Consider the following 18831-nt stretch of genomic DNA (forward strand, 5'->3'; position numbering starts at 1 on the left):
GTACCTCCTTTTCATACCTACATTTTATTTCTGAAATTATTCATAAAAATTATTTGAGTGTCCCCTTTAGCGGACATTCAAATAAACCGCTTACATATAGAAAGTATAATTGCTGAAAAAAGGTGCTATTAAGAGCTGCTTGAAAACAAAAAAGCGTAATAGCAACTATTAAAAGTTGATATTACGCTAATAAATTTATTTTTTAATTTTTATACTAATTTTTTACGAATCCAGCCGGAAATCCAATCAATCACAATAACCATAATAATGATGCCAAGTAAGATTATTCCTACCCGGTTCCATTGCCGGTACTGCAATGCGATGATTAACGGATAACCGATACCGCCGGCGCCAACCAGGCCCAAGATTGAAGCAGACCTGATAGAAACATCAAAGCGGTATAACGTATTTGAAATTAGAGCAGGCATCAGGTTAGGCAAAGTAGAAAACATAATGATATTAGTTTTGGAACCGCCGACCGCAGTTACTGCTTCGTTAGGACCATCATCCAAGTTTTCTATTGCTTCAGAAAACAGTTTGGCAAGCATCCCCACTGAGTGAAAGCCAAGAGCCATCACTCCGGCGGCAGAGCCTGGTCCTACTGCCTTAATAAACATCAATGCCAAAACAATTTCTGGAAAAGATCTAATTATTGCCAGTACGATTTTACCAGTCCGTGACACATACCAATGCTTGTGTTTAGTATTTGCTGCCCAGAAGGCAAAGGGCAGTGAAATAATAGCAGAAATAAAAGTTCCTAAAAACGCAATGCAGACAGTTTCCCACAACTGTGAAACCAAATCTTCACCACTACCGTTATAAACATAGGACCAGTCAGGGTGAAAAATGCCGGAGAAAATCGCACCAGCAATTTGACCGGCTGTTTCTTTAATCCCGCCAAAGTCAATTCCAGTGCAGGACCATATCACCAGCCCAATAGTCACAATTGTGATCAGCCAGTGCAAGATACGTTTTTTAACATCAATCGGCCTAGGAGGCAGCTTTTTCATAATTGTATCCATTATTGCATCAACGCCTCCCGTGATTTAGAAGAAACATAATCTATCAGTACCACTACAATGATAATCACAATGATAATTGTGCCCGTCTTAGGGTAATCAAAGACTTGCAGCGTTTGTTGCAGGTATAAACCGATACCACCAGCACCGATATAACCCAAAACGGTTGATGCTCTGACATTTATTTCAAATGCGTACAAACAATAAGAAATAAAATACGTAATTACTTGTGGCAGAACTGCAAAAACTATAATTTGCAATTTGTTGGCGCCAACAGCTGTTAATGCTTCAATCGGACCGGGATCAATCGTTTCAATAGCCTCATAAAACAGCTTGACTACAATTCCGAAAGTACAGATAGCTAGTGCCAAGACACCAGCTACAGGTCCAATCCCGACAATAGCAACGAAAATGGCACCTAATAATAGATCAGGGATAGTTCTGATGATATTCATGATTACCCTGAGAATGCCAGTAATCGCCTTATTTTTAACAATATTGCGGGCAATTAATAAAGAATAGATAAAGGCTACGGCAGAGCCGATTACGGTTCCTAAAATTGCCATTTTAATTGTTTCAAGCAAAAGCGGAATTACTGTTGCCATGTATGACCAATCGGGATGCAGCATTTGCAGAAAAATATCAGCAAATTGACCGAAATTGGCAAATAACGCACCTAAATCTGTTTTAGTTTCATTAGTAGAGATAAATAAACCCGCAATGAAAATTATGACCCACAGTAAATTTAAAATCTTAAACTTTTTCTTAGGCAAAGCCAGCAGCTTTTCCTGTTCCGTGCTACTCATCTTGGTCACCACCGGAATAAATCTGATCAAACGTTGATGCTGGCGTATCGGACATCTTGCCGTCATAAATAATTTCACCAGCACGAACGCCAATTACCCTTTTACCAAATTCCTGTGCGAGCTGAACGCTGTGCAAGTTAATAACAACAGTCATACCATGCTTTTCATTCAGCATTTGTAAATCTTTCATCACACGGCGAGAGGTTTGCGGATCAAGTGAAGCTGTTGGTTCGTCTGCCAAAATGATATCAGGGTTCTGTGTCAACACACGGGCAATAGCCACACGTTGCTGCTGCCCCCCAGATAGTTCATCAGCACGCGAATAAACTTTATCTGCCAAATCAACTTGCTGTAAAGCATCATAGGCACGCTGTTTATCTTCCTTTGTAAAAAGGTTTAGCGAGGATTTCCAAGTTGGATAGTACCCTACTCTGCCCGTTAAAACATTACGCAAAACACTTGAGCGTTTAACCAAATTAAAGCTTTGGAAAATCATGCCGATATGCCTACGCAACGTTCTTAATTTTTTACCCTTGGCCTTAGTAATAGATTCGCCGTTAATTAAGATATCACCCTCGGTAATATCAATTAAACGGTTAATCGACCTTAAAAGCGTTGATTTGCCGGCGCCGGATAAACCTACAATAACAACAAATTCACCCTTATTAATAGTTAAATTGACGTCTTTTAAACCAACAACATCTTTGCCATAAACTTTCTTAACGTTTTTTAATTCAATTATTGGCTTAACTACAGAATCTGCCATTATAAACTTCCTTTGTATCCCTTATTTTTTGGTTGATTCGATAATATCTTCATACTTGCGTACAACGTTAAAGTCACTGTCCTTAGTGTGGACATATCCTTCATGAGTATAGATACTCTCGATAATCTTTTTACCCTTTTTAGACTTACCAATATCAATAAATGCGTTAGCCAATTTCTTTCTAAATGACTTAGACATACTTGGAACTACAGAAATAGTATCGTTCGGAATTGGTTTAGTAAAGTAAATTGGCACCACTTGACTCATAATCTTAGGGTTGTCATCTTTAACAATTGTCCGCGCATCTTCAAACACGAAAGCAGCATCAGTATCGCCGTTAAGCACATTTAAAACTGCTTGATCTTGACCGGTAACAGTTACTAACTTGCAACTCTTGCGCACATCAAGGCCTTTTTCCTTTAATTCAGCAATGGGGAAAACGTAGCCGGCTGAGGATGTGGGACTTTGAATAGAGATTGACTTGCCCTTTAAATCTTTCCAGTTCTTAATTTTAGAATTCTTCTTAGCTACAATTTCGGCACGATAGAAGTTAACTAAATCTTTAGTTGGACGTCCGTTTGGTTGCTTAACACCATATCTTTGTGCTTGCAGTAAAACATCTGCAGCACCTTGCTTATGAGCTAAAATGTAACCATTTGGCGGTAAGAAACCCACATCAACTTTTTTGGACTTCATGGCCTCAACTACTGTATTGTAATCGGTTGACATCGACACATGGACTGGAATGCCCAGCCGATCGGATAACATTTTTTCCAAAGGCTTTGCCCGTGATTCCAGCTTAGTGGCAGCCTGGCTAGGAACGAATTGCACGTTCAGAGACTTAGGCGTACCGCTATCCTTGCTCTTTTCCTTATTAGAGCAAGCTGCCGTCATGAATGCCACCAAAAAAACAGCAGCAAAAGCTAATATTTTTCTAAATTTTTTCATCATGCCCTCCCAGACATAAAAAAAGACTTTAGCCAAAAACACAAACGTGAATTAAACTAAGTCTTTTAATAACACTTTTACTAAAAAAGCGAACAATACCTTCTTTTTGAAGAAAGTGAAAAGGCTTTTTTGCAAAAAAGTCAATGAACGCTAGGCGCCGTTGATATTTTTGCATTACCTTCACACTCCTTTCAACATACTGTATTTATTCTATCAAATAATAGCAGAAATATTTTATTTAGAAAAGAGAATAGGTTGGAAAAATTATTTTTGCTGATGAAAAATTTTCAAGTTTGTTTTATTGACGCTTTTTTGGAGTGTTATTTGTCTGGAATTTATTTTTTGGTAGAAGCGATTAACTTATCATACTTTCTGATGATGTTATAGTCACTATCTTTGGCATAAGTGTAGCCTTCGTGACTGTAAATACTTTCAATCAATTTTCTACCATCTTTGGATTTGGCAATTGAAATAAATGCTTTAGCTAATTTCTTTCTAAATGACTTAGGCATACTTGGAAGAACTGAAATGGTATCGTTAGGTATTCTCTTGGTAAAGTAAATTGGCACTACTTTACTCATAATTTTTGGTTCGTCCTTTAAGACATCATTTCTAGCATCTTCATAAACAAAAGCTGCATCAGTATCGCCGTTTAAAACATCAATCACTGCTTGATCTGCACCAGTAACAGTGACTAATTTACATTTTTTAGTTACATCTAAACCTTTTTGCTTTAACTCAGCAATAGGGAAAATATAGCCGGAGTCAGAAGTAACATCAGTGACAGAAATTGATTTGCCCTTTAAGTCTTTCCAACTCTTAATTTTTGAGCCTTTCTTGACTAGGATTTCACCACGGTATGAATTAACTAATTCCTTAGTTCTCTTACCATTTGGTTGTGTAACGCGGTAGCGCTCAGCTTGCAATAATAAGTCTGCTGCTCCTTGCTTATGAGCCATGATATAGCCGTCTGAAGGTAAAAAGCCCACATCAACTTTTTTAGACTTCATAGCTTCAACTAGACCATTATAGTTAGTTGACATTGAAACATGTACTGGAATGCCAAGACGTTTAGAAAGCATCTTTTCCATTGGCTTAGCTCTTGCTTCTAGTTTATTGGCAGCAACGCTAGGTACGAACTGAACGTTGATTGATTTCGGTGTATTGCTGCTTGAAGACGACTTTTTATTTGAACAAGCCGTAGCTCCGACTGCTAATAATAGTAAAAAACAGGTTATCAGAAATTTTTTGATTTTGGTCATTTGTTCTTTTACTCCTTAAAAATGATATTCACAATGACTTTATTTTCAGGTTAAATACCAAAAGGTTTACTAAATTTAACGTATTCTTCTTTTCCCTGAAAATATTAAATTACAAACTAACGACCTTCATTAACACCCGTTTTTGTTATTCATTATTTCCTCCAAAATTAACAACTAAAAAAGGGCAGAATATGACCTAAATCATATAAAGCCCTTGAATTTCTATTTGATAAAAATGAACAGCTTAGACTGTAAATAATAAACTTATTCTCTATTACTACTAGCCTTTAATTAACACAACTGCGTTCATTCAGTGAATAATATACCAAAAGGTTCGTAAAAATTCAACTATTTAATTTAAGTTAGTCATTTTATTGCTCAGTATAAATAATAATCACGAACATTTTTGAGAGCAAAAAGCTATTGTTAAAAGTAATCCAGCCAACAAAAAAAGCACACAAAGAGTTGTATGCCATTAGCAACTTTTAAAAATATCAAATTTCTAAATTATTTCTTTTTCCGTTCTAGTTTAAGTGGTTTATTGTCAATGTCCGTTCTGACGATCAAAACATCTGCTAATGCATGCTGGTTAACATACTCAGTTACTGAACCCATTAACATTCTTTCAACTGCATTTAATCCAGTTGCACCCATAATAATTAAATCATTGTGGTGATCTTTAATAAAGTCATAGGAAATAATTGCTTTGGGGCTGCCATAACGGATGTGATAATCAATATCATCAAAACCCAAATTATCATGAGCCCATTCAGTTAGACTCTTAAGGTACTTTTCTGTATCCTGCGTCATCTGATAAACCGTGTCCCCAGTAATTAAGGTATCCTGCATTTGTCCCAGAAATTGTCTGGTATCAATTACGCTTAAAACATCAATATGGGCGTTTTCAGTCATTGCAATTTTAACTGCTTTATCAAAGGATCTTTCTGCCGATTCTGAACCGTCGACTGGAACTAAAATATTAGCTTTTTTTGTTTCCATGTTCTCACCCTTTTGAAATATATTATTCTTTTATCCATTTTACCATATTTTAGATAACAACTATGTTTTTTTATAATTGTTTATATACTAGTTTATTGCTAAAATTAAGTGTAATTGTCAAACGCAAAGGTGGAGGTATTTAATGACCCAAAAACTTAAAAATCAACTAATTGGCGTAAAAAGTGGCCGTAATTTTCGCGAATTGGGTGGCTATCAAACCAGTATCGGTAAAACAGTCAAAATGCATAAATTACTGAGAACTGCTAACTTGGCAACGCTTGATCAAACTGATCTGAAGTTTTTACAAGACTATGGCGTAAAATATGTCGTTGACTTTAGAAGTAAAGACGAAGCTGAAAAAGAACCTGATCGCATTCCTGAAGGTGCTATCTATAACTTCGATCCCGTCTTCAGCGAAGACTTGACGGAATCTTCAAAAGGCATTGACGAAATTCTCAGTCAAAAAAACCAAGATCCTAAAGCTGGATTTGACCACATGTTTTTGGCATACGACGATATGATCAAGAGTGAATCGGCGCAAAAAGCATACCGGCACTTTTTTGATGTACTGCTAGCTAATGATCAGGAAAATCAAAGTGTAATATTCCACTGTACTGCTGGTAAAGATAGAACTGGTTTTGCGGCATTGTTGATTTTATCAGCACTTGAAGTGCCTTTTGAAACTATCAAAAAAGATTATCTTTTGACAAACGTTGCTACTAAAGACTTTGTCCAGAAATTTTTACAAAAAGCAAAAGATGAAGGTGCTGACGAGGCCACTTTAAACATCTTAAAAGATTTACAAACCGTTCATTCTGAGTATATTGACTTTGTCATTTCAACTATAAATAAAAATTATGGTAGCGTTGAAAACTACTTACATGATATTATGAGATTAACTGATGATGAAATCAGTAAGTTGCGTGAAATATATTTAAAATAGTTTTAAATGGTAAGGAGAAATTTTATGACTAAGACAAAAACTGTTTATTTTGGTGCTGGTTGGTTTAATGATAAGCAAAATGATGCTTATAAGAAGACAATGAAAGCTTTAGAAGAAAACCCAACCATTGACCTAGAAAACAGTTATGTTCCTCTAGATCATCAATATAAAGGCATTAATGTCGAGGAACATCCCGAATATCTGCGTGATCGTGAATGGGAAACCGCTACTTACCGCGGTGATTTAACCGGTATTAAGACCAGCGATGTTATGATCGGCGTCTATTTACCAGATGAAGAAGATGTAGGTCTTGGTATGGAATTAGGTTATGCTTTGTCTCAAGGAAAATACATTGTATTGGTTATTCCTGATGAAGACTACGGTAAACCAATCAATTTAATGAGCTGGGGCGTTTGCGATATTGCCCTTAAACTGAGTGAAGTAAAAGACTTTGACTTTAATAAGCCTCGCTTTGACTTTTACGACGGTGCTGCTTATTAAAGCTGTGTTTAAACAAAATTAAATAAGACATATAAAAACCGTTTCTATTGAAACGGTTTTTGTGTGAGCAAGATATGATTCTTCAAGGCATTTTAGCTTAATGCGTAAAATTAACTGCATATTATTAAATTAATGCTAGCTTTGCAAATTAAAATACCTTGTATTATTTTACGCTATGAATACTGCTCTATAATACTTAATTGCACCATAAAAGTATCCATGCTAAAATACATATGTAAGAAAAAGGAAGACTTACGCCGTATGTCTTCCTCACGTAGAGCCGCCACAAAGGACGGTAACTGCGCTTATATTAGTTTTACATTAAAACCGCCCAGCTAGTCTCTAGGGCGGTTTTTGATTTGCTCATTTATCATGATGCTTGTCAATAAACATTAACAAGGTCAAGATAAACATGCCAAAGTTAAGCATTAAACTTAACGCTTCGGCAGTGCTCATCAACTGCTGCTCCCTTCTTTTGGGAGATTGGAGTATGAATCAAGATAGTTCATAGGCCTCACTTCCTTCATGAAAGCGGCAGCTACCGTCCTTTTAACTTTTCTACGCTAATTAAATTATAACAAACCAATCTCAAATATTAACCAGATTTTAGGAAAATTACCTATAATCATATAGGCCAAGCCATTAAAATGGCTTGGTTTTTATTTTGAAGGTTATTTCAGTAGTTACAATACTTATTAATATACGCCCCAAATGCTAATCATGCCTCTGCCATGGTATCTGCCGTTTATAATTTTGAAGTAAGGTCTGTCCCATCAGATAGTTCGTTTCTCGTAGTATAGCAATTAAAGTTATAGGAACAAATAAAGCGACACTTTTTAAAACAAATTTTCTAAATCTAAATTATTTATTCTGTCAAATAATCTAAAATGCGAAACATTGCCCTTTTATTTTCTTTAGGAACAGGATGTTCAATAATTTGCTTAGCTGTTTGTTTAAACATCGACCCAGAAAGATATTGAGAATCGTTAACCACAATCTCTTTGATATTATCTTTTTCTGGTTCTAAGTGAAACTGCAAACCAACAGCTTGCTTGCCTAAAACAAAACCTTGATTTTGTAAATTAGCATTAGAAAATAAAACGTCAGCCTCTTTTGGAATGTCAAACATTTCTTCATGCCAATGCAATACTTCTAAACTTTCAGGTAAGCCGGTAATTAATTTGGATTGCAATTTGACTGGCCCCCAGCCTACTTCCTTAACCGGCGCCTTTTTAACCTAATAGCCTAAAGTTTTAACAATTTGTTGGGCGCCAAAGCATACTCCCAAAATAGGCTTTTCCTCCTGAAATAGCTGCTTAATTAACTGGCGCTCTTGCTTAATCCATGGCAGATCGTCATTTGGACTCATTGGACTACCTAAGATAACTAGTAAATCTGTTGTGGCAGCTTCAGGCAAAATGCCAAACTGATAGGGATGATATACATAAAAGCCATACTGATGCAGGTCGGCCCATTCCTGAATTGAACCGGGGCCTTCGTTTGGCGTGTGTTGTAAAACATTAACTCTCATCACTTTGTTCCTTTAAAATAAATTAGCACCACAGTGTTTTTACTAAAATATTCAAATAATAATTTAATATTATTATAATTTAATGATAAAATGAAGTTTAAGTCAATTAAAGCTTTTTATATTCCAATGTACCGGGAGAATGCAATGTCTTTCAAAACTTTTTTTAAAACACTACCTAAGTCGTTATTATTGGGAATTCTAATTGCAACTATAATTTATTCTTTTGATGGCGTGGTTTTATCTTCAGTAGTTTCAAATGTGACGTTTTTCAACTGCCATACACCCGCTATAAAAGCAGTGTTGTATATCATAAGCAGTTTGCTGGCTCTGGGATTAGTTTATTTCGCCATGACCCTAAAGCAAATCTGGATCAATCAGGCAATCAAATTAATGAATATCAAAATAAAAGACAGCTTTGTTTACGGTCAGATAGTTAACCCAGACTTTGCAGCAGTTGCTTCAGATAATGTTTCAAAGATTTTTAATGACTTCAAGCTGATTGAAACTAATTATTTTAAAAATTTTTTTGAATTGTGTGGTGCCATTTTGATGGCTGCAATATCCAGCTTTTATATTCTTTGGCTTAATTTTGCAATTGGGATTTTATTCATTTTATTTTCACTGCTGCCAATGCTTTCATCCAAAATTTTTGGCAAAGTATTAAGTGATTCCTCTGAAACTTGGCAAAAAAGTAGCAGCACTTATTTAGGCAAAGTAACCGACTTGTTTAATGGTATTCGCACAATTAAAACTTATTTAGCTGAAAAAGCAATGTTTGCAGATACCGAAAACTACTTGCAGCAAACAGAAAATTCGTACAAAAAGATGAATGACTATCAAGCTTGGGCAATTTTTCTCAGCGCCATTCTTTCTGCATTGAGTTTTATTCTTCCTCTTGGTGCAGGTTTGTTTTTTGTTATCAATGGTCAGGCTGAACCAGCAGCTATTATCGCCATTTTCTTAGCCAGTGACCGTGTCGTTGGGCCTCTGAGAAATGCCGCACAATGCCTAAATGAGATGAAGACAACAGAAAATATTCGTAAAAGTCTCAAACTGTATCCGCTTGAATTTGCAGAAAACAAGAATAGTAACCTTAATTCTCCCAGCATCAAGATAGATGATGTCAGTTTTGCTTATAATAATCAAAAGCCGCTTTTGACAAATTTAAGTTTAACAATTCCATTCAGAACTAAAATTTTAATTACTGGTAAATCCGGTGCGGGCAAATCAACAATCTTCAACTTAATAGAAGGCTTTGTCAAACCTACAAGCGGACAAATTTTTCTTCAAGACGGTTCTCAAGTAGTTAAAAATATCGCTGGTTCTGGTGAACTTGCTTACATTGCTCAAAGTCCATTCATGTTCAATGACACTTTGCGTCTTAATCTGACTCTAGGTAAAGAGTTTTCGGATGAAGAATGCGTAAAAGCACTAAAAACAGTCGGTTTATCAGCAGAACTAGGTGATAATTGTTTAGACAAAAAGTATGGTGAAAATGGTGCAAATCTGTCAGGTGGACAAAAGCAAAGAATTGAAATTGCTCGTGCACTGATTTACCGTAAAAAGATTATTTTAGTAGATGAGGCCACCTCGGCTTTAGACAACGAAACAGGTAAAAAAGTGCAACAAGTAATAAACAGGTTGAACTGCACTGTGTTGGAAATTGCTCACCATTACGATGAGCAAATATTTAAAGACAATAACTTTAAACATTACGAGTTAAAAGATAACACTCTTTTGGAACAGAATAACTAAACTCAATATATATTTTTTATTATTCAACTACACAATGTCCTAATAAGTAGTAGTTACAAAAAGATTACTTTTTATTATGTAACCTTATTAAATTTAATTTTGGAGGGTATCAAATCATGCTGAAGTATAAACTCAATCCGAAAATCGCCTTATTTTTAATGGGCATTTTACAATTTTTAATTGGTATTCTTTTTATTTATTATCATAAAAATAAAATAGCTATATATACTTACTTTTTCTTTGGTGTGATATTACTGCTAGGCGCTATTTTCATTAAAACCACCCACCCTGTAAAAATTATTCAAAAGGCTAATCTGGATGGCGGAGAAAAGTTTTTCAAGTGCTTATTTTTAGCAGCTTTGGCATTTTCGCTTCTAGTATTAATTTTTGATAGGACTAATCTGACTTCGTATATTCCGCAGATTGATGCATACTTATTTCTTATCCTATTTTAACCTGCCGGTTTTAGGGAAAGTAGACCAATGTTCATTTTTAATATTGGAAGATGTTTACCCAACGTCAATCGCAATTATTGTGCTGAATTAAAAAAGTACCTGAAAATTAAAACAAATTTTGAGATGCTTTACTTTTCGATTTAGTAAAAATAAAGCAAACTAAAATGCAAACCAGTACTATCAAAGATAGAAATACTAACATATTGTAATTTAGTTTTAGACCTGCCAATGCCGCTAACTTTTTGTTTTTAAAACCTGTTTGCGCCAAGGTTACTAACGAAGCTGCTAGTGCTGTGCCTATCGCCCCAGAATATGACTGGGCAGTCATAAAAATGACATTTCCATCATTTTTTACATCAGTCGGAATATGGGATAAACAAAAAGTCATGATATTACCGTAGCTAAATCCCAAGCCAAACATAAAGCTGATATAAATAAAGGCCATGTTGGTAATATTTGGGTTTAAAAAATTAGCAATTATAAAAGTGAGAAGAATTATTACTACTCCAAGTATTATAGGTAATTTTTGATTAACCTTATCATAAATTATTCCAGCAAACGCTGAAACAACTGCATCTGTGATAGCAGCTGGTAAAACCAGCAACCCAGCTGTGGCCGTTGTTTGTGCAAAAGCTGTCTGTAACACATTGGGTATCAAAAATGACATGCTCAGTGACATTAATTGCAACAGAAAAAATGCCAGCAAAAAGAAAGTAAACTGCCAGTTTTTAAATAAACTAACTTTTAAAACTGCATGCTGACTATGCTTTTCAACCAAAATAAAGAAGAATCCAGTAATAATAGTGATTAATGCCAGTATTAATTGCAGGTAAATATTATTGCCACTGGTAAAACCCAAAAGTACAAATAAAGCGGACAGGAGAAACGCAATTAAAAGTAATCCGCCCTGAAAATCGAATGGAATTTTTTCAGTTTTAGTAGTTTGAGTGATACTAAACTCGCCTAATACCCAGATCAATATAATTACTGGGATAATAAACAAAAATAAATTCTGCCACTGAAATAGTTTTAGAACTATTCCACCGTATACTGGACCAACTGCAGGAGCAAAAGCAATAACAAGAGTGCCAAGTCCCATAAACATGCCAACTTGCTTTTGAGGTGATTCTCTTAAGATTATTGAAAACATTAGTGGCAAACCAATGCCGGCAGCAACTCCTTGTAAAAGACGCCCAGATAGTAATAAGGCGAAGCTTGATGAAATACCTGCTAAAAAAGTACCTAGTAAAAAGCATAAAACAGCTATTCTAAATAAAGAAACAACTTTGAATCTCTTTTGTAAATACGAACCAAAAGGAATAATAATCGTAGATACTAACATATAGCCTGTTGTTAACCACTGAACCGTTCTGGCAGAAATATTAAATTCAGTCATTAATTGGGGAAAAGCAATATTGAGTGCTGTTTCTATCACAATTCCCAAAAAACTAAGTATTCCCACTGAGAGTATTGAGCCAATTAGCTTACTATTTTTTACCATTAAAATTCTCAATTCCTTTTATCATTATTTTTTAGATACGATATCTAATTAAATAAGTATATTACAGTAATATGTTGTACCAGTTAAGAAAAAGCGATTGAGTAGAATATTGTTTTATAATACAAAATTTAAATTGACAACTAAAAAAGCAACATAATAAATTGCTGTTAACTTTGACAAAGTCATCTATACTTCTGCTAGAGCAATTGTTTTTGTACTTAAAAAGCTCCAAGCTATATCTAGCTTGGAGCCAAAATATTAGCAAAAAGATTTGTTAAAAATCTGTCAGCTAATTTTGATTAGCAAACGTTTATTTTATTGCCCGACGATCTTTTAAAATATAAAAAAGACCTAACAAAATAAGCAAAACCATTACAGAATAAAAAGACGGCAAAATTTGACCAAATTGAAAATCATATATTACCATTTTATAGGCTAATAAGGAAACGGAGGCTAATATCAACACCATTCCGCGATTAGTTCTAAGAAATTTGATTATTGGATTATCTTTATAAGTTTTACCCAAAAGCCAACATGCATTGATCAAGGCTATCAATGCAACTATTTCAGTCATGTATTTATCCTCCTTTCCAAATTAGCATATAAAAGCCAAACTGTTACGTCTTTATAAATAAGTTAACGACTTTTTGATCGACGAAATAAATCTGATGTAATTATTGATTTACCTCTAAAATAAGAATAACACTAAATTATTATTTTTAGTGTGAAAAATCGGCACATTTTTGAGCACAATAAGCAAAGAAAGAATACGATTATGATAAATTGCTGGTTGCTAATGCTCGCATAGCAATTTGTCAAAATGACAAACAAACGGCTTTGGAGCAAGTCGATTTATTACAAAAAATTGATGCCGCAAATCTAGCAAAAAGTTTAAAACAGGAAGTTAAACAGTTTTTATGATTAAAGCTCCTCTTTAAAATTAACTGTACTTACCTACAGAACTAAAGCCCTTGAAACTAAGAATTTCAAGGGCTTTAGTTTTTTTAGCAACTGTATCATCAATGTAGCAAGTATCATTTTTTAGAATTCATTATAAATAAAATGAGTAGAACTGATACCCAAATATTGATACAAATAAATCAAAAAAAAGATAATGACAGCATAAATAAATATTTTTAAAGTAAAACCTATTATATTTTTCCAAGAAGTTTGGTGTATTTTGCTCATTTACTCTTTCACATCCTATTAATCTATCTAATACTTCAACTAATATAATATATTGTATAATATAGTTCAAGATAGTATAATACGTTTATTAATAAGTAATGGTAATTTTTATAATTAATAAATAGTTGTCTTACTGACAGTCCTATAAACATTACAACTTTTTACGCAACTAAAAAGTCTGGCACATTGCCAGGCTATTCCTACGTTAAAAGCTTTATAACGGAGGCATAAAATGAAAAAAATTTATAAAATAGGGATATTTTGTGGAATAATCGGTGTTCTCTTATTTGCCTGTGTGAAAATAAATGGTGCTTTGCAAAAGCCTCAAGTAACAGAAGCCGATACCAATCAAACTACCAAAAGAGTTTACACAGTTAAAAAATTTAATAAAATCAAATTTTCTTCTTACAGGCCTAATACTGACGTTACTTTAGGTAACAAATACCAAGTCAAAATTAAGGCTAAACGAGGTGGAAATGCACAAAAAATCAAAACCAAAGTTAAAAATAAACAACTGACTATTTATGATGAACCAGAAAAGCATTTTAATGATGGCTATTATGAAGTCACTGTTACTGTACCAAGTAAAAACGCTTTGAAAAAGGTATCAGGCTATTTACGAGGAGGCTCCGTGTACTTAGAAAAGTTAAATATTCCCGATATTAATCTCAAATCAAACATTGCTTATTTTGCCTTTGATCATATTTCTTCTCAAAACGTTAAGTTAAAGATCAAACATCAAGTTTTAGACATATTGGATTCAAATTTAAAAAATTGTTCCATTAATATCGGTAAAGGCAATATGACTTTTGACGATAGCAAGATCAAAACTAAAGTATTCATTGCTAAAGGCGGCATGCTTATTAATGATTGTACTTTCTCTGGTAATAGCTCGTTTACTCTTAATAAGGGAGTATTTTCAATGACAGGTGCACCAAAAATTAGTTATGATTTGCGCGTTGATCCTAAGCATAAAATCGAAACTGACACTAAAGATTATCATCATCGCTTATCTATTTTCGCAGCGAACAAACCAACTGTTAAAGTAACTAGCAAAAATGCGAATATAGAATTTTACAAATAAATATAGTGGCTTTTTAGCTGTAGTAAAGCTATTGGCCAAAGTACAATTAACCTTAATACCAGTGATTTTAGCATGTTCGATATGTTTGATTGGCCGAAAATCAATTGTAACCTTACAACTGATTCCACAAAAAAATACTATTATCGTCATTTTTCTACCCCTTCTCAAACTAATTCACTGCTTAAAGTTACCTATAACAGTGGTAAGATTTTAGTATCTAAGGATTAAACTTTAGAGTCTACCTTCAAAACTCATACAGCAAAATTAATCAAGTATAAGTTGATGTTTTGTGTACACTCTAAAAGCACGAATTCAAATTACCAAGTCATAATTTAGGAGTCAAAATTGATCATAGATACTAAGAAACTGCAAAAAGCAGTCATGGAAAATAAGAAAAAACACGGCTTCAATACCACAGATATTGAGTTTGAATTATTGCGCTTACATGGAGAAGCTAACGAGCTATTTGAAGCCTGGCGCAAAAATGATAAACAAAACATCAATGAAGAATTAGCGGATGTGGGAATATTCTTATTAGGCATTGCAGAAATGCTTGGCAGTGATTTGGGTGAAGACATTGTTAATAAAATGAAAATAAACGAAAAAAGAATATACAAAAATGGCGTTAAAATCAGTCCATATGATAACGATAAATAAAATAATAGCTTTGGCTTAATAACAGCATGGTCAAACTATCAGCTACTCATTCAATTCTTACAAAAGTTGATGACCAATCTTTTTCTAGCTATTTACGTTAAATCTTGTACCTTTTGGCAACTCTAATTATTAATGAAAAATAGAGTTGCTTTTTTAATTATCAAGGTTTAATATACCCAAATATAATATAAATACAGTCTTTGATATTAAGTTATATACAAGATTATTTGATAATAGAGAAAGTGCCATACTATTATGGTTTTAAAAAAATTATCTTTCACAACCAAAAGTATAATATGCGGTTTTATACAAATTTTACTAGGTTTCTTTGCAATTTTTATTCTAAAAAAAGACTTTAGCTTCCTAATTGTTTTTTCTATTTTTGCACTCATGTGTTTTGCATCAGCTTTTTTTGGAAAAAATTCAAGTACAAAACCCAAGAAATATTCTGAAAGAGTCTATAGAAATAGGAGAATAACTTCTTATGCTATGGGTTTATTTATGATTTTCATGAGTATAATGGGATTTTTATTTGATCCGAAGCATTCTCTAAATTTAATTTATTTAGATTCTGGTCTAGCATGCTTATTATTTCCCGAATGAAATGTACAGAAACGGTTATTTTTAAAAAGTACAATCTTAACTTGACAAAGGTTCCGAAATTTTCTCAATTTCGGGACTTTTTTATAATACAAAAATGCACCTAATAGCTGATTTTTACTATTAGGTGCATTTAAATTGTGAATTTTTCTCTTGATCGTTTTTACTCAGTAATTATAAACATATTTATGTTGTACTACTGGGCTAATTAACCAAAAATTCTAAAAGTTAGCTTTCTTCACATATCGCTTCAATCCGGTGATGTAATAATAACGACCTTTCCGTTTTACTGCACCACCATATGTTCTAACTTTGCGTCCACGCTTTAGACTGGCATGTCTTATTTTCTTTACTTTTTGATTATAGATCAGAGCCTTGTGCTTTAACTTACGCTTTTGGCCTGTAATATTAGTAGCCTTCACAAACGTATTATTACCTAAAAGATAATACTTCTTACCTTTTATGTTTTCGGTACCATAAGTAATAATTATCTGGCCTGACATAAATTCGCCTGGTTTCCGCTTACCATTAATATCATAAAGATAAGAATTATGCATTACCGTTCTTTCAGTCCCGTTAAAGTTAGCTTTCTTCACGTAGCGGCTCAATCCGATGATATAGTAATAGCGACCTTTTCGCTTTACTGCACCGCCATATGTTGTAACTTTGCGTCCACGTTTCAGAATAGCATGTCTTATTTTCTTTACTTTTTGATTATAGATGAGTGCATTATGCTTTAACTTACGCTTTTGGCCTGTAATATTATTGGCCTTCACAAACGTATTATTACCTAAAAAATAATACTTCTTACCGTTTATGTTTTCGGTATCATAGGTAGTTATTATCTGGCCTGACATAAATTCGCCTGGTTTCCGCTTACCATCAATATCATAGAGATACGAATTATGCATTACCATTCTTTCAGTCCCTTTAAGGTAAGTAAAAGATACAGTCTGAGGCTGGTAGCTGAAGAAACCTGTTGCATTATAAGGTCTTGCCTTTAATAAATAACCAGCAAATTTCAATTCTTGGGTAATGTACCCATCACCAACATTACCACTCAAGATTTTATCAGGTGCCAATTTAAGGCCATTTTTATCTTCATAATGAACTCTGACCTCAGCTCCTGCAATCGGCTCTATAGTACCGGATGAATGACTTGGTGGTGTTGGCGTCGGGGTTGGCGTCGGGGTTGGCGGATTGACTGGTGGCTTAGGCTCATCAAAGTGTGTACCCTCGCGAACATAAGTATCTGCATCATTAGCTGGATCATAGTTTGCCATTAATTCTTTTGAGCTCCACCTATTCTTGCCTTGAGGGTCATTAAGTGTACCATCAGCAACATTGCGCCAAGTGCCATCAGCATCAAAGCCAGTACCCTTGACAATATTATCTTTACCTAGCTTTAACAGGTTTAGACTTTGCAAATCATTTAGCATATCGGAAATGTATATAATTTTGCTCATATCAAAACCGCTAATGTCAAGCCTTTGCAACCGAATATCATACTGAAACATGCCGCTCATATTAAAAACATTCGCGGTTTTAAAATTACTGAGATCAAGCTCTGTGATATACTCACAGTCATTAAACATGTCATTCATTACAGTTACTTTATCAGTATTAAATTTGCTAACATCAATTTTTGTTAATAACTTACATGAAGCAAACATTCCTGACATAGTCGAAACGTTAGCAGTTGAAAAGCCGCTAACATCTAGGTCAGTTAAGTTCCAACAGTTGTTAAACATCCAGTTCATATCAGTGACATTATCAGTTTTGAAATCTTTGCCAAACTTAATGCTTTTTAGTGAATAGCAATTGTGGAACATAGTACTGGTATTAGTCACCTTACTAGTTTTAAAGTTGCTTAAATCAATTGCATTTAAACTTCTGCATTCTTCAAACATGCCACTTAATTCCGAAACATTTTCGGTATTAAAGGTACTAACATCAATATTTTTAAGACTTTCGCAACCATAAAACATGCTTGACATTGTGGTAACATTGGCAGTATTAAAGTTTTTTAGATTAACATCGCTTAGATAAATACATGTTGAAAACATGCTTGTCATATCAGTAACTTTACTAGTATCAAGCTTGTCCAAGCCGTCTATATTAGTTATATTACTAAAGCCTTTAAATAGATACCTGACTGACCCGCTAAGTGCCAAGTGACCCTGAATAACAATATGGTTAACATTTACAGGATCAAGCCCTACATTATATAAAGCATTTGCCAGCGGTTTCGGGTCATTAAAAGCTGTGGAGTTACCAGGAATAGTTAATGTTTTACTGGTCGAATCATAGCTAAGTGACAGTTCACTATTATCATCAATATCAGTACTGACCCATGGAACTGTCTTAGTTTCTCTTGTTGCAATTTTCGTTTCTTTTGCTAAATTTGCAGGAGATGAAGCCGATGCAAATATTGTTTGCGGTTTAATAATACTTAAACCTACCACAGTCATAGCAATAGTAGCTAAGTACGTTGTAAGTTTAATCCTAAAATGGTGTTTATTCATTATTTGTCTCCTTTAAGCAATATACTTCTACTTAACCAAAGTGTAGCATAAATAACCTTTAATATAAAATATATTTTTAGAAATATATATGTAATTTATTGTTTTTAGTAGATTTATGTACTAAGTTAAATTTCAAGGACTAACTTATATTGGAACATTTAATCTGTTTTAAAAAATTAATATATAAATGCGTTAGCTATACTGGTGCATCTTTGTATAACTAACGTATTTCTTGTGTTACCATAGAATACAGTAAAGCGCTACAAGCGCTTTCAGATATTGATAAAAAGG

17 protein-coding genes and 1 pseudogene are annotated in these 18831 nt (G+C 33.9%); 6 read left to right on the top strand and 12 right to left on the bottom strand.

Translation table 11 applies throughout. From position 1 onward, the window contains the following. Nucleotides 1-209: 209 nt before the first annotated feature. From phnE (H3T47_RS07555) to H3T47_RS07580, 6 genes are all read right to left on the bottom strand, one after another. Complete coding sequence (phnE, locus tag H3T47_RS07555) at nucleotides 210-1022, bottom strand: phosphonate ABC transporter, permease protein PhnE (RefSeq protein WP_038524350.1); 813 nt, start codon at nucleotides 1020-1022, stop codon at nucleotides 210-212. Beyond that, nucleotides 1022-1825 (bottom strand): phosphonate ABC transporter, permease protein PhnE, encoded by an 804-nt coding sequence (phnE, locus tag H3T47_RS07560; RefSeq protein ID WP_046327685.1) that lies wholly within the window; start codon nucleotides 1823-1825, stop codon nucleotides 1022-1024. Before phnE (H3T47_RS07560) ends, phnE (H3T47_RS07555) begins: the two co-directional genes overlap by 1 nt. After that, nucleotides 1818-2591 (bottom strand): phosphonate ABC transporter ATP-binding protein, encoded by a 774-nt coding sequence (phnC, locus tag H3T47_RS07565; RefSeq protein ID WP_046327686.1) that lies wholly within the window; start codon nucleotides 2589-2591, stop codon nucleotides 1818-1820. Before phnC ends, phnE (H3T47_RS07560) begins: the two co-directional genes overlap by 8 nt. 21 nt (nucleotides 2592-2612) lie before the next feature. After that, nucleotides 2613-3539: a phosphate/phosphite/phosphonate ABC transporter substrate-binding protein gene (phnD, locus tag H3T47_RS07570; protein ID WP_187159650.1), complete on the bottom strand. Its 927-nt coding sequence runs from the start codon at nucleotides 3537-3539 to the stop codon at nucleotides 2613-2615. Nucleotides 3540-3874: 335 nt separating this feature from the next. After that, entirely contained in the window at nucleotides 3875-4801 is a 927-nt protein-coding gene (locus H3T47_RS07575) for a phosphate/phosphite/phosphonate ABC transporter substrate-binding protein (RefSeq protein ID WP_199283065.1), read from the bottom strand. A 507-nt stretch (nucleotides 4802-5308) separates the two neighbouring features. Beyond that, nucleotides 5309-5800 (bottom strand): universal stress protein, encoded by a 492-nt coding sequence (locus H3T47_RS07580; protein ID WP_046327689.1) that lies wholly within the window; start codon nucleotides 5798-5800, stop codon nucleotides 5309-5311. Nucleotides 5801-5942: 142 nt separating this feature from the next. Between H3T47_RS07580 and H3T47_RS07585 the strand changes: the two genes are divergently transcribed. Further along, complete coding sequence (locus H3T47_RS07585) at nucleotides 5943-6743, top strand: tyrosine-protein phosphatase (protein WP_046327690.1); 801 nt, start codon at nucleotides 5943-5945, stop codon at nucleotides 6741-6743. Nucleotides 6744-6767: 24 nt separating this feature from the next. Next, complete coding sequence (locus H3T47_RS07590; protein ID WP_046327691.1) at nucleotides 6768-7244, top strand: nucleoside 2-deoxyribosyltransferase; 477 nt, start codon at nucleotides 6768-6770, stop codon at nucleotides 7242-7244. A gap of 363 nt (nucleotides 7245-7607) precedes the next feature. On the opposite strand, the gene H3T47_RS07595 is transcribed toward H3T47_RS07590, so the two are convergent. Both H3T47_RS07595 and H3T47_RS07600 read right to left on the bottom strand, forming a co-directional pair. Further along, nucleotides 7608-7700: a putative holin-like toxin gene (locus tag H3T47_RS07595; protein WP_081945322.1), complete on the bottom strand. Its 93-nt coding sequence runs from the start codon at nucleotides 7698-7700 to the stop codon at nucleotides 7608-7610. Nucleotides 7701-8109: 409 nt separating this feature from the next. Further along, nucleotides 8110-8775: pseudogene (locus tag H3T47_RS07600) on the bottom strand (type 1 glutamine amidotransferase). Nucleotides 8776-8919: 144 nt separating this feature from the next. Here H3T47_RS07600 and H3T47_RS07605 point away from each other — a divergent pair. Next, nucleotides 8920-10530, top strand: coding sequence for an ABC transporter ATP-binding protein (locus H3T47_RS07605; protein ID WP_199283066.1), 1611 nt, complete (start codon nucleotides 8920-8922; stop codon nucleotides 10528-10530). Nucleotides 10531-10646: 116 nt separating this feature from the next. Further along, entirely contained in the window at nucleotides 10647-10985 is a 339-nt protein-coding gene (locus tag H3T47_RS07610) for a hypothetical protein (protein WP_199283067.1), read from the top strand. A gap of 106 nt (nucleotides 10986-11091) precedes the next feature. On the opposite strand, the gene H3T47_RS07615 is transcribed toward H3T47_RS07610, so the two are convergent. The 3 genes from H3T47_RS07615 to H3T47_RS09355 form a co-directional block, all read right to left on the bottom strand. Continuing rightward, nucleotides 11092-12486 carry a DHA2 family efflux MFS transporter permease subunit gene (locus tag H3T47_RS07615; RefSeq protein WP_233335884.1) on the bottom strand — a complete coding sequence of 465 codons (1395 nt, stop codon included), beginning with the start codon at nucleotides 12484-12486 and terminating at the stop codon, nucleotides 11092-11094. Between the two features lie 310 nt (nucleotides 12487-12796). Continuing rightward, complete coding sequence (locus tag H3T47_RS07620; RefSeq protein WP_046327695.1) at nucleotides 12797-13060, bottom strand: hypothetical protein; 264 nt, start codon at nucleotides 13058-13060, stop codon at nucleotides 12797-12799. Nucleotides 13061-13527: 467 nt separating this feature from the next. Then, nucleotides 13528-13674, bottom strand: coding sequence for a teichoic acid D-Ala incorporation-associated protein DltX (locus tag H3T47_RS09355; protein WP_199283068.1), 147 nt, complete (start codon nucleotides 13672-13674; stop codon nucleotides 13528-13530). A 232-nt stretch (nucleotides 13675-13906) separates the two neighbouring features. Here H3T47_RS09355 and H3T47_RS07630 point away from each other — a divergent pair, with 232 nt between their 5' ends. Together H3T47_RS07630 and H3T47_RS07635 are read left to right on the top strand one after the other, a co-directional pair. Continuing rightward, nucleotides 13907-14758 (top strand): DUF4097 family beta strand repeat-containing protein, encoded by an 852-nt coding sequence (locus H3T47_RS07630; protein ID WP_199283069.1) that lies wholly within the window; start codon nucleotides 13907-13909, stop codon nucleotides 14756-14758. A gap of 345 nt (nucleotides 14759-15103) precedes the next feature. Continuing rightward, a complete protein-coding gene (locus H3T47_RS07635) occupies nucleotides 15104-15415 on the top strand; it encodes a MazG-like family protein (protein WP_199283070.1) in 312 nt (103 codons plus the stop codon). An 821-nt stretch (nucleotides 15416-16236) separates the two neighbouring features. Here H3T47_RS07635 and H3T47_RS07640 read toward each other — a convergent pair. Continuing rightward, complete coding sequence (locus H3T47_RS07640; protein WP_199283071.1) at nucleotides 16237-18540, bottom strand: BspA family leucine-rich repeat surface protein; 2304 nt, start codon at nucleotides 18538-18540, stop codon at nucleotides 16237-16239. Nucleotides 18541-18831: the final 291 nt, after the last annotated feature.

Origin of the sequence: Lactobacillus sp. W8093 (assembly GCF_016100925.1) — a bacterium.
GTDB classification, from domain to species: domain Bacteria; phylum Bacillota; class Bacilli; order Lactobacillales; family Lactobacillaceae; genus Lactobacillus; species Lactobacillus helsingborgensis.

What these genes read in the sequence shown, in the direction of transcription:
- H3T47_RS07585 (WP_046327690.1), top strand. Translation starts at nt 5,943, where the DNA reads ATGACCCAAAAACTTAAAAATCAACTAATTGGCGTAAAAAGTGGCCGT.
- H3T47_RS07580 (WP_046327689.1), bottom strand. Translation starts at nt 5,800, where the DNA reads ATGGAAACAAAAAAAGCTAATATTTTAGTTCCAGTCGACGGTTCAGAA.
- H3T47_RS07610 (WP_199283067.1), top strand. Translation starts at nt 10,647, where the DNA reads ATGCTGAAGTATAAACTCAATCCGAAAATCGCCTTATTTTTAATGGGC.
- H3T47_RS09355 (WP_199283068.1), bottom strand. Translation starts at nt 13,674, where the DNA reads ATGAGCAAAATACACCAAACTTCTTGGAAAAATATAATAGGTTTTACT.
- H3T47_RS07630 (WP_199283069.1), top strand. Translation starts at nt 13,907, where the DNA reads ATGAAAAAAATTTATAAAATAGGGATATTTTGTGGAATAATCGGTGTT.
- phnE (WP_038524350.1), bottom strand. Translation starts at nt 1,022, where the DNA reads ATGGATACAATTATGAAAAAGCTGCCTCCTAGGCCGATTGATGTTAAA.
- H3T47_RS07620 (WP_046327695.1), bottom strand. Translation starts at nt 13,060, where the DNA reads ATGACTGAAATAGTTGCATTGATAGCCTTGATCAATGCATGTTGGCTT.
- phnD (WP_187159650.1), bottom strand. Translation starts at nt 3,539, where the DNA reads ATGAAAAAATTTAGAAAAATATTAGCTTTTGCTGCTGTTTTTTTGGTG.
- phnE (WP_046327685.1), bottom strand. Translation starts at nt 1,825, where the DNA reads ATGAGTAGCACGGAACAGGAAAAGCTGCTGGCTTTGCCTAAGAAAAAG.
- H3T47_RS07590 (WP_046327691.1), top strand. Translation starts at nt 6,768, where the DNA reads ATGACTAAGACAAAAACTGTTTATTTTGGTGCTGGTTGGTTTAATGAT.
- H3T47_RS07575 (WP_199283065.1), bottom strand. Translation starts at nt 4,801, where the DNA reads ATGACCAAAATCAAAAAATTTCTGATAACCTGTTTTTTACTATTATTA.
- H3T47_RS07595 (WP_081945322.1), bottom strand. Translation starts at nt 7,700, where the DNA reads ATGAGCACTGCCGAAGCGTTAAGTTTAATGCTTAACTTTGGCATGTTT.
- H3T47_RS07605 (WP_199283066.1), top strand. Translation starts at nt 8,920, where the DNA reads ATGTCTTTCAAAACTTTTTTTAAAACACTACCTAAGTCGTTATTATTG.
- phnC (WP_046327686.1), bottom strand. Translation starts at nt 2,591, where the DNA reads ATGGCAGATTCTGTAGTTAAGCCAATAATTGAATTAAAAAACGTTAAG.
- H3T47_RS07640 (WP_199283071.1), bottom strand. Translation starts at nt 18,540, where the DNA reads ATGAATAAACACCATTTTAGGATTAAACTTACAACGTACTTAGCTACT.
- H3T47_RS07615 (WP_233335884.1), bottom strand. Translation starts at nt 12,486, where the DNA reads ATGGTAAAAAATAGTAAGCTAATTGGCTCAATACTCTCAGTGGGAATA.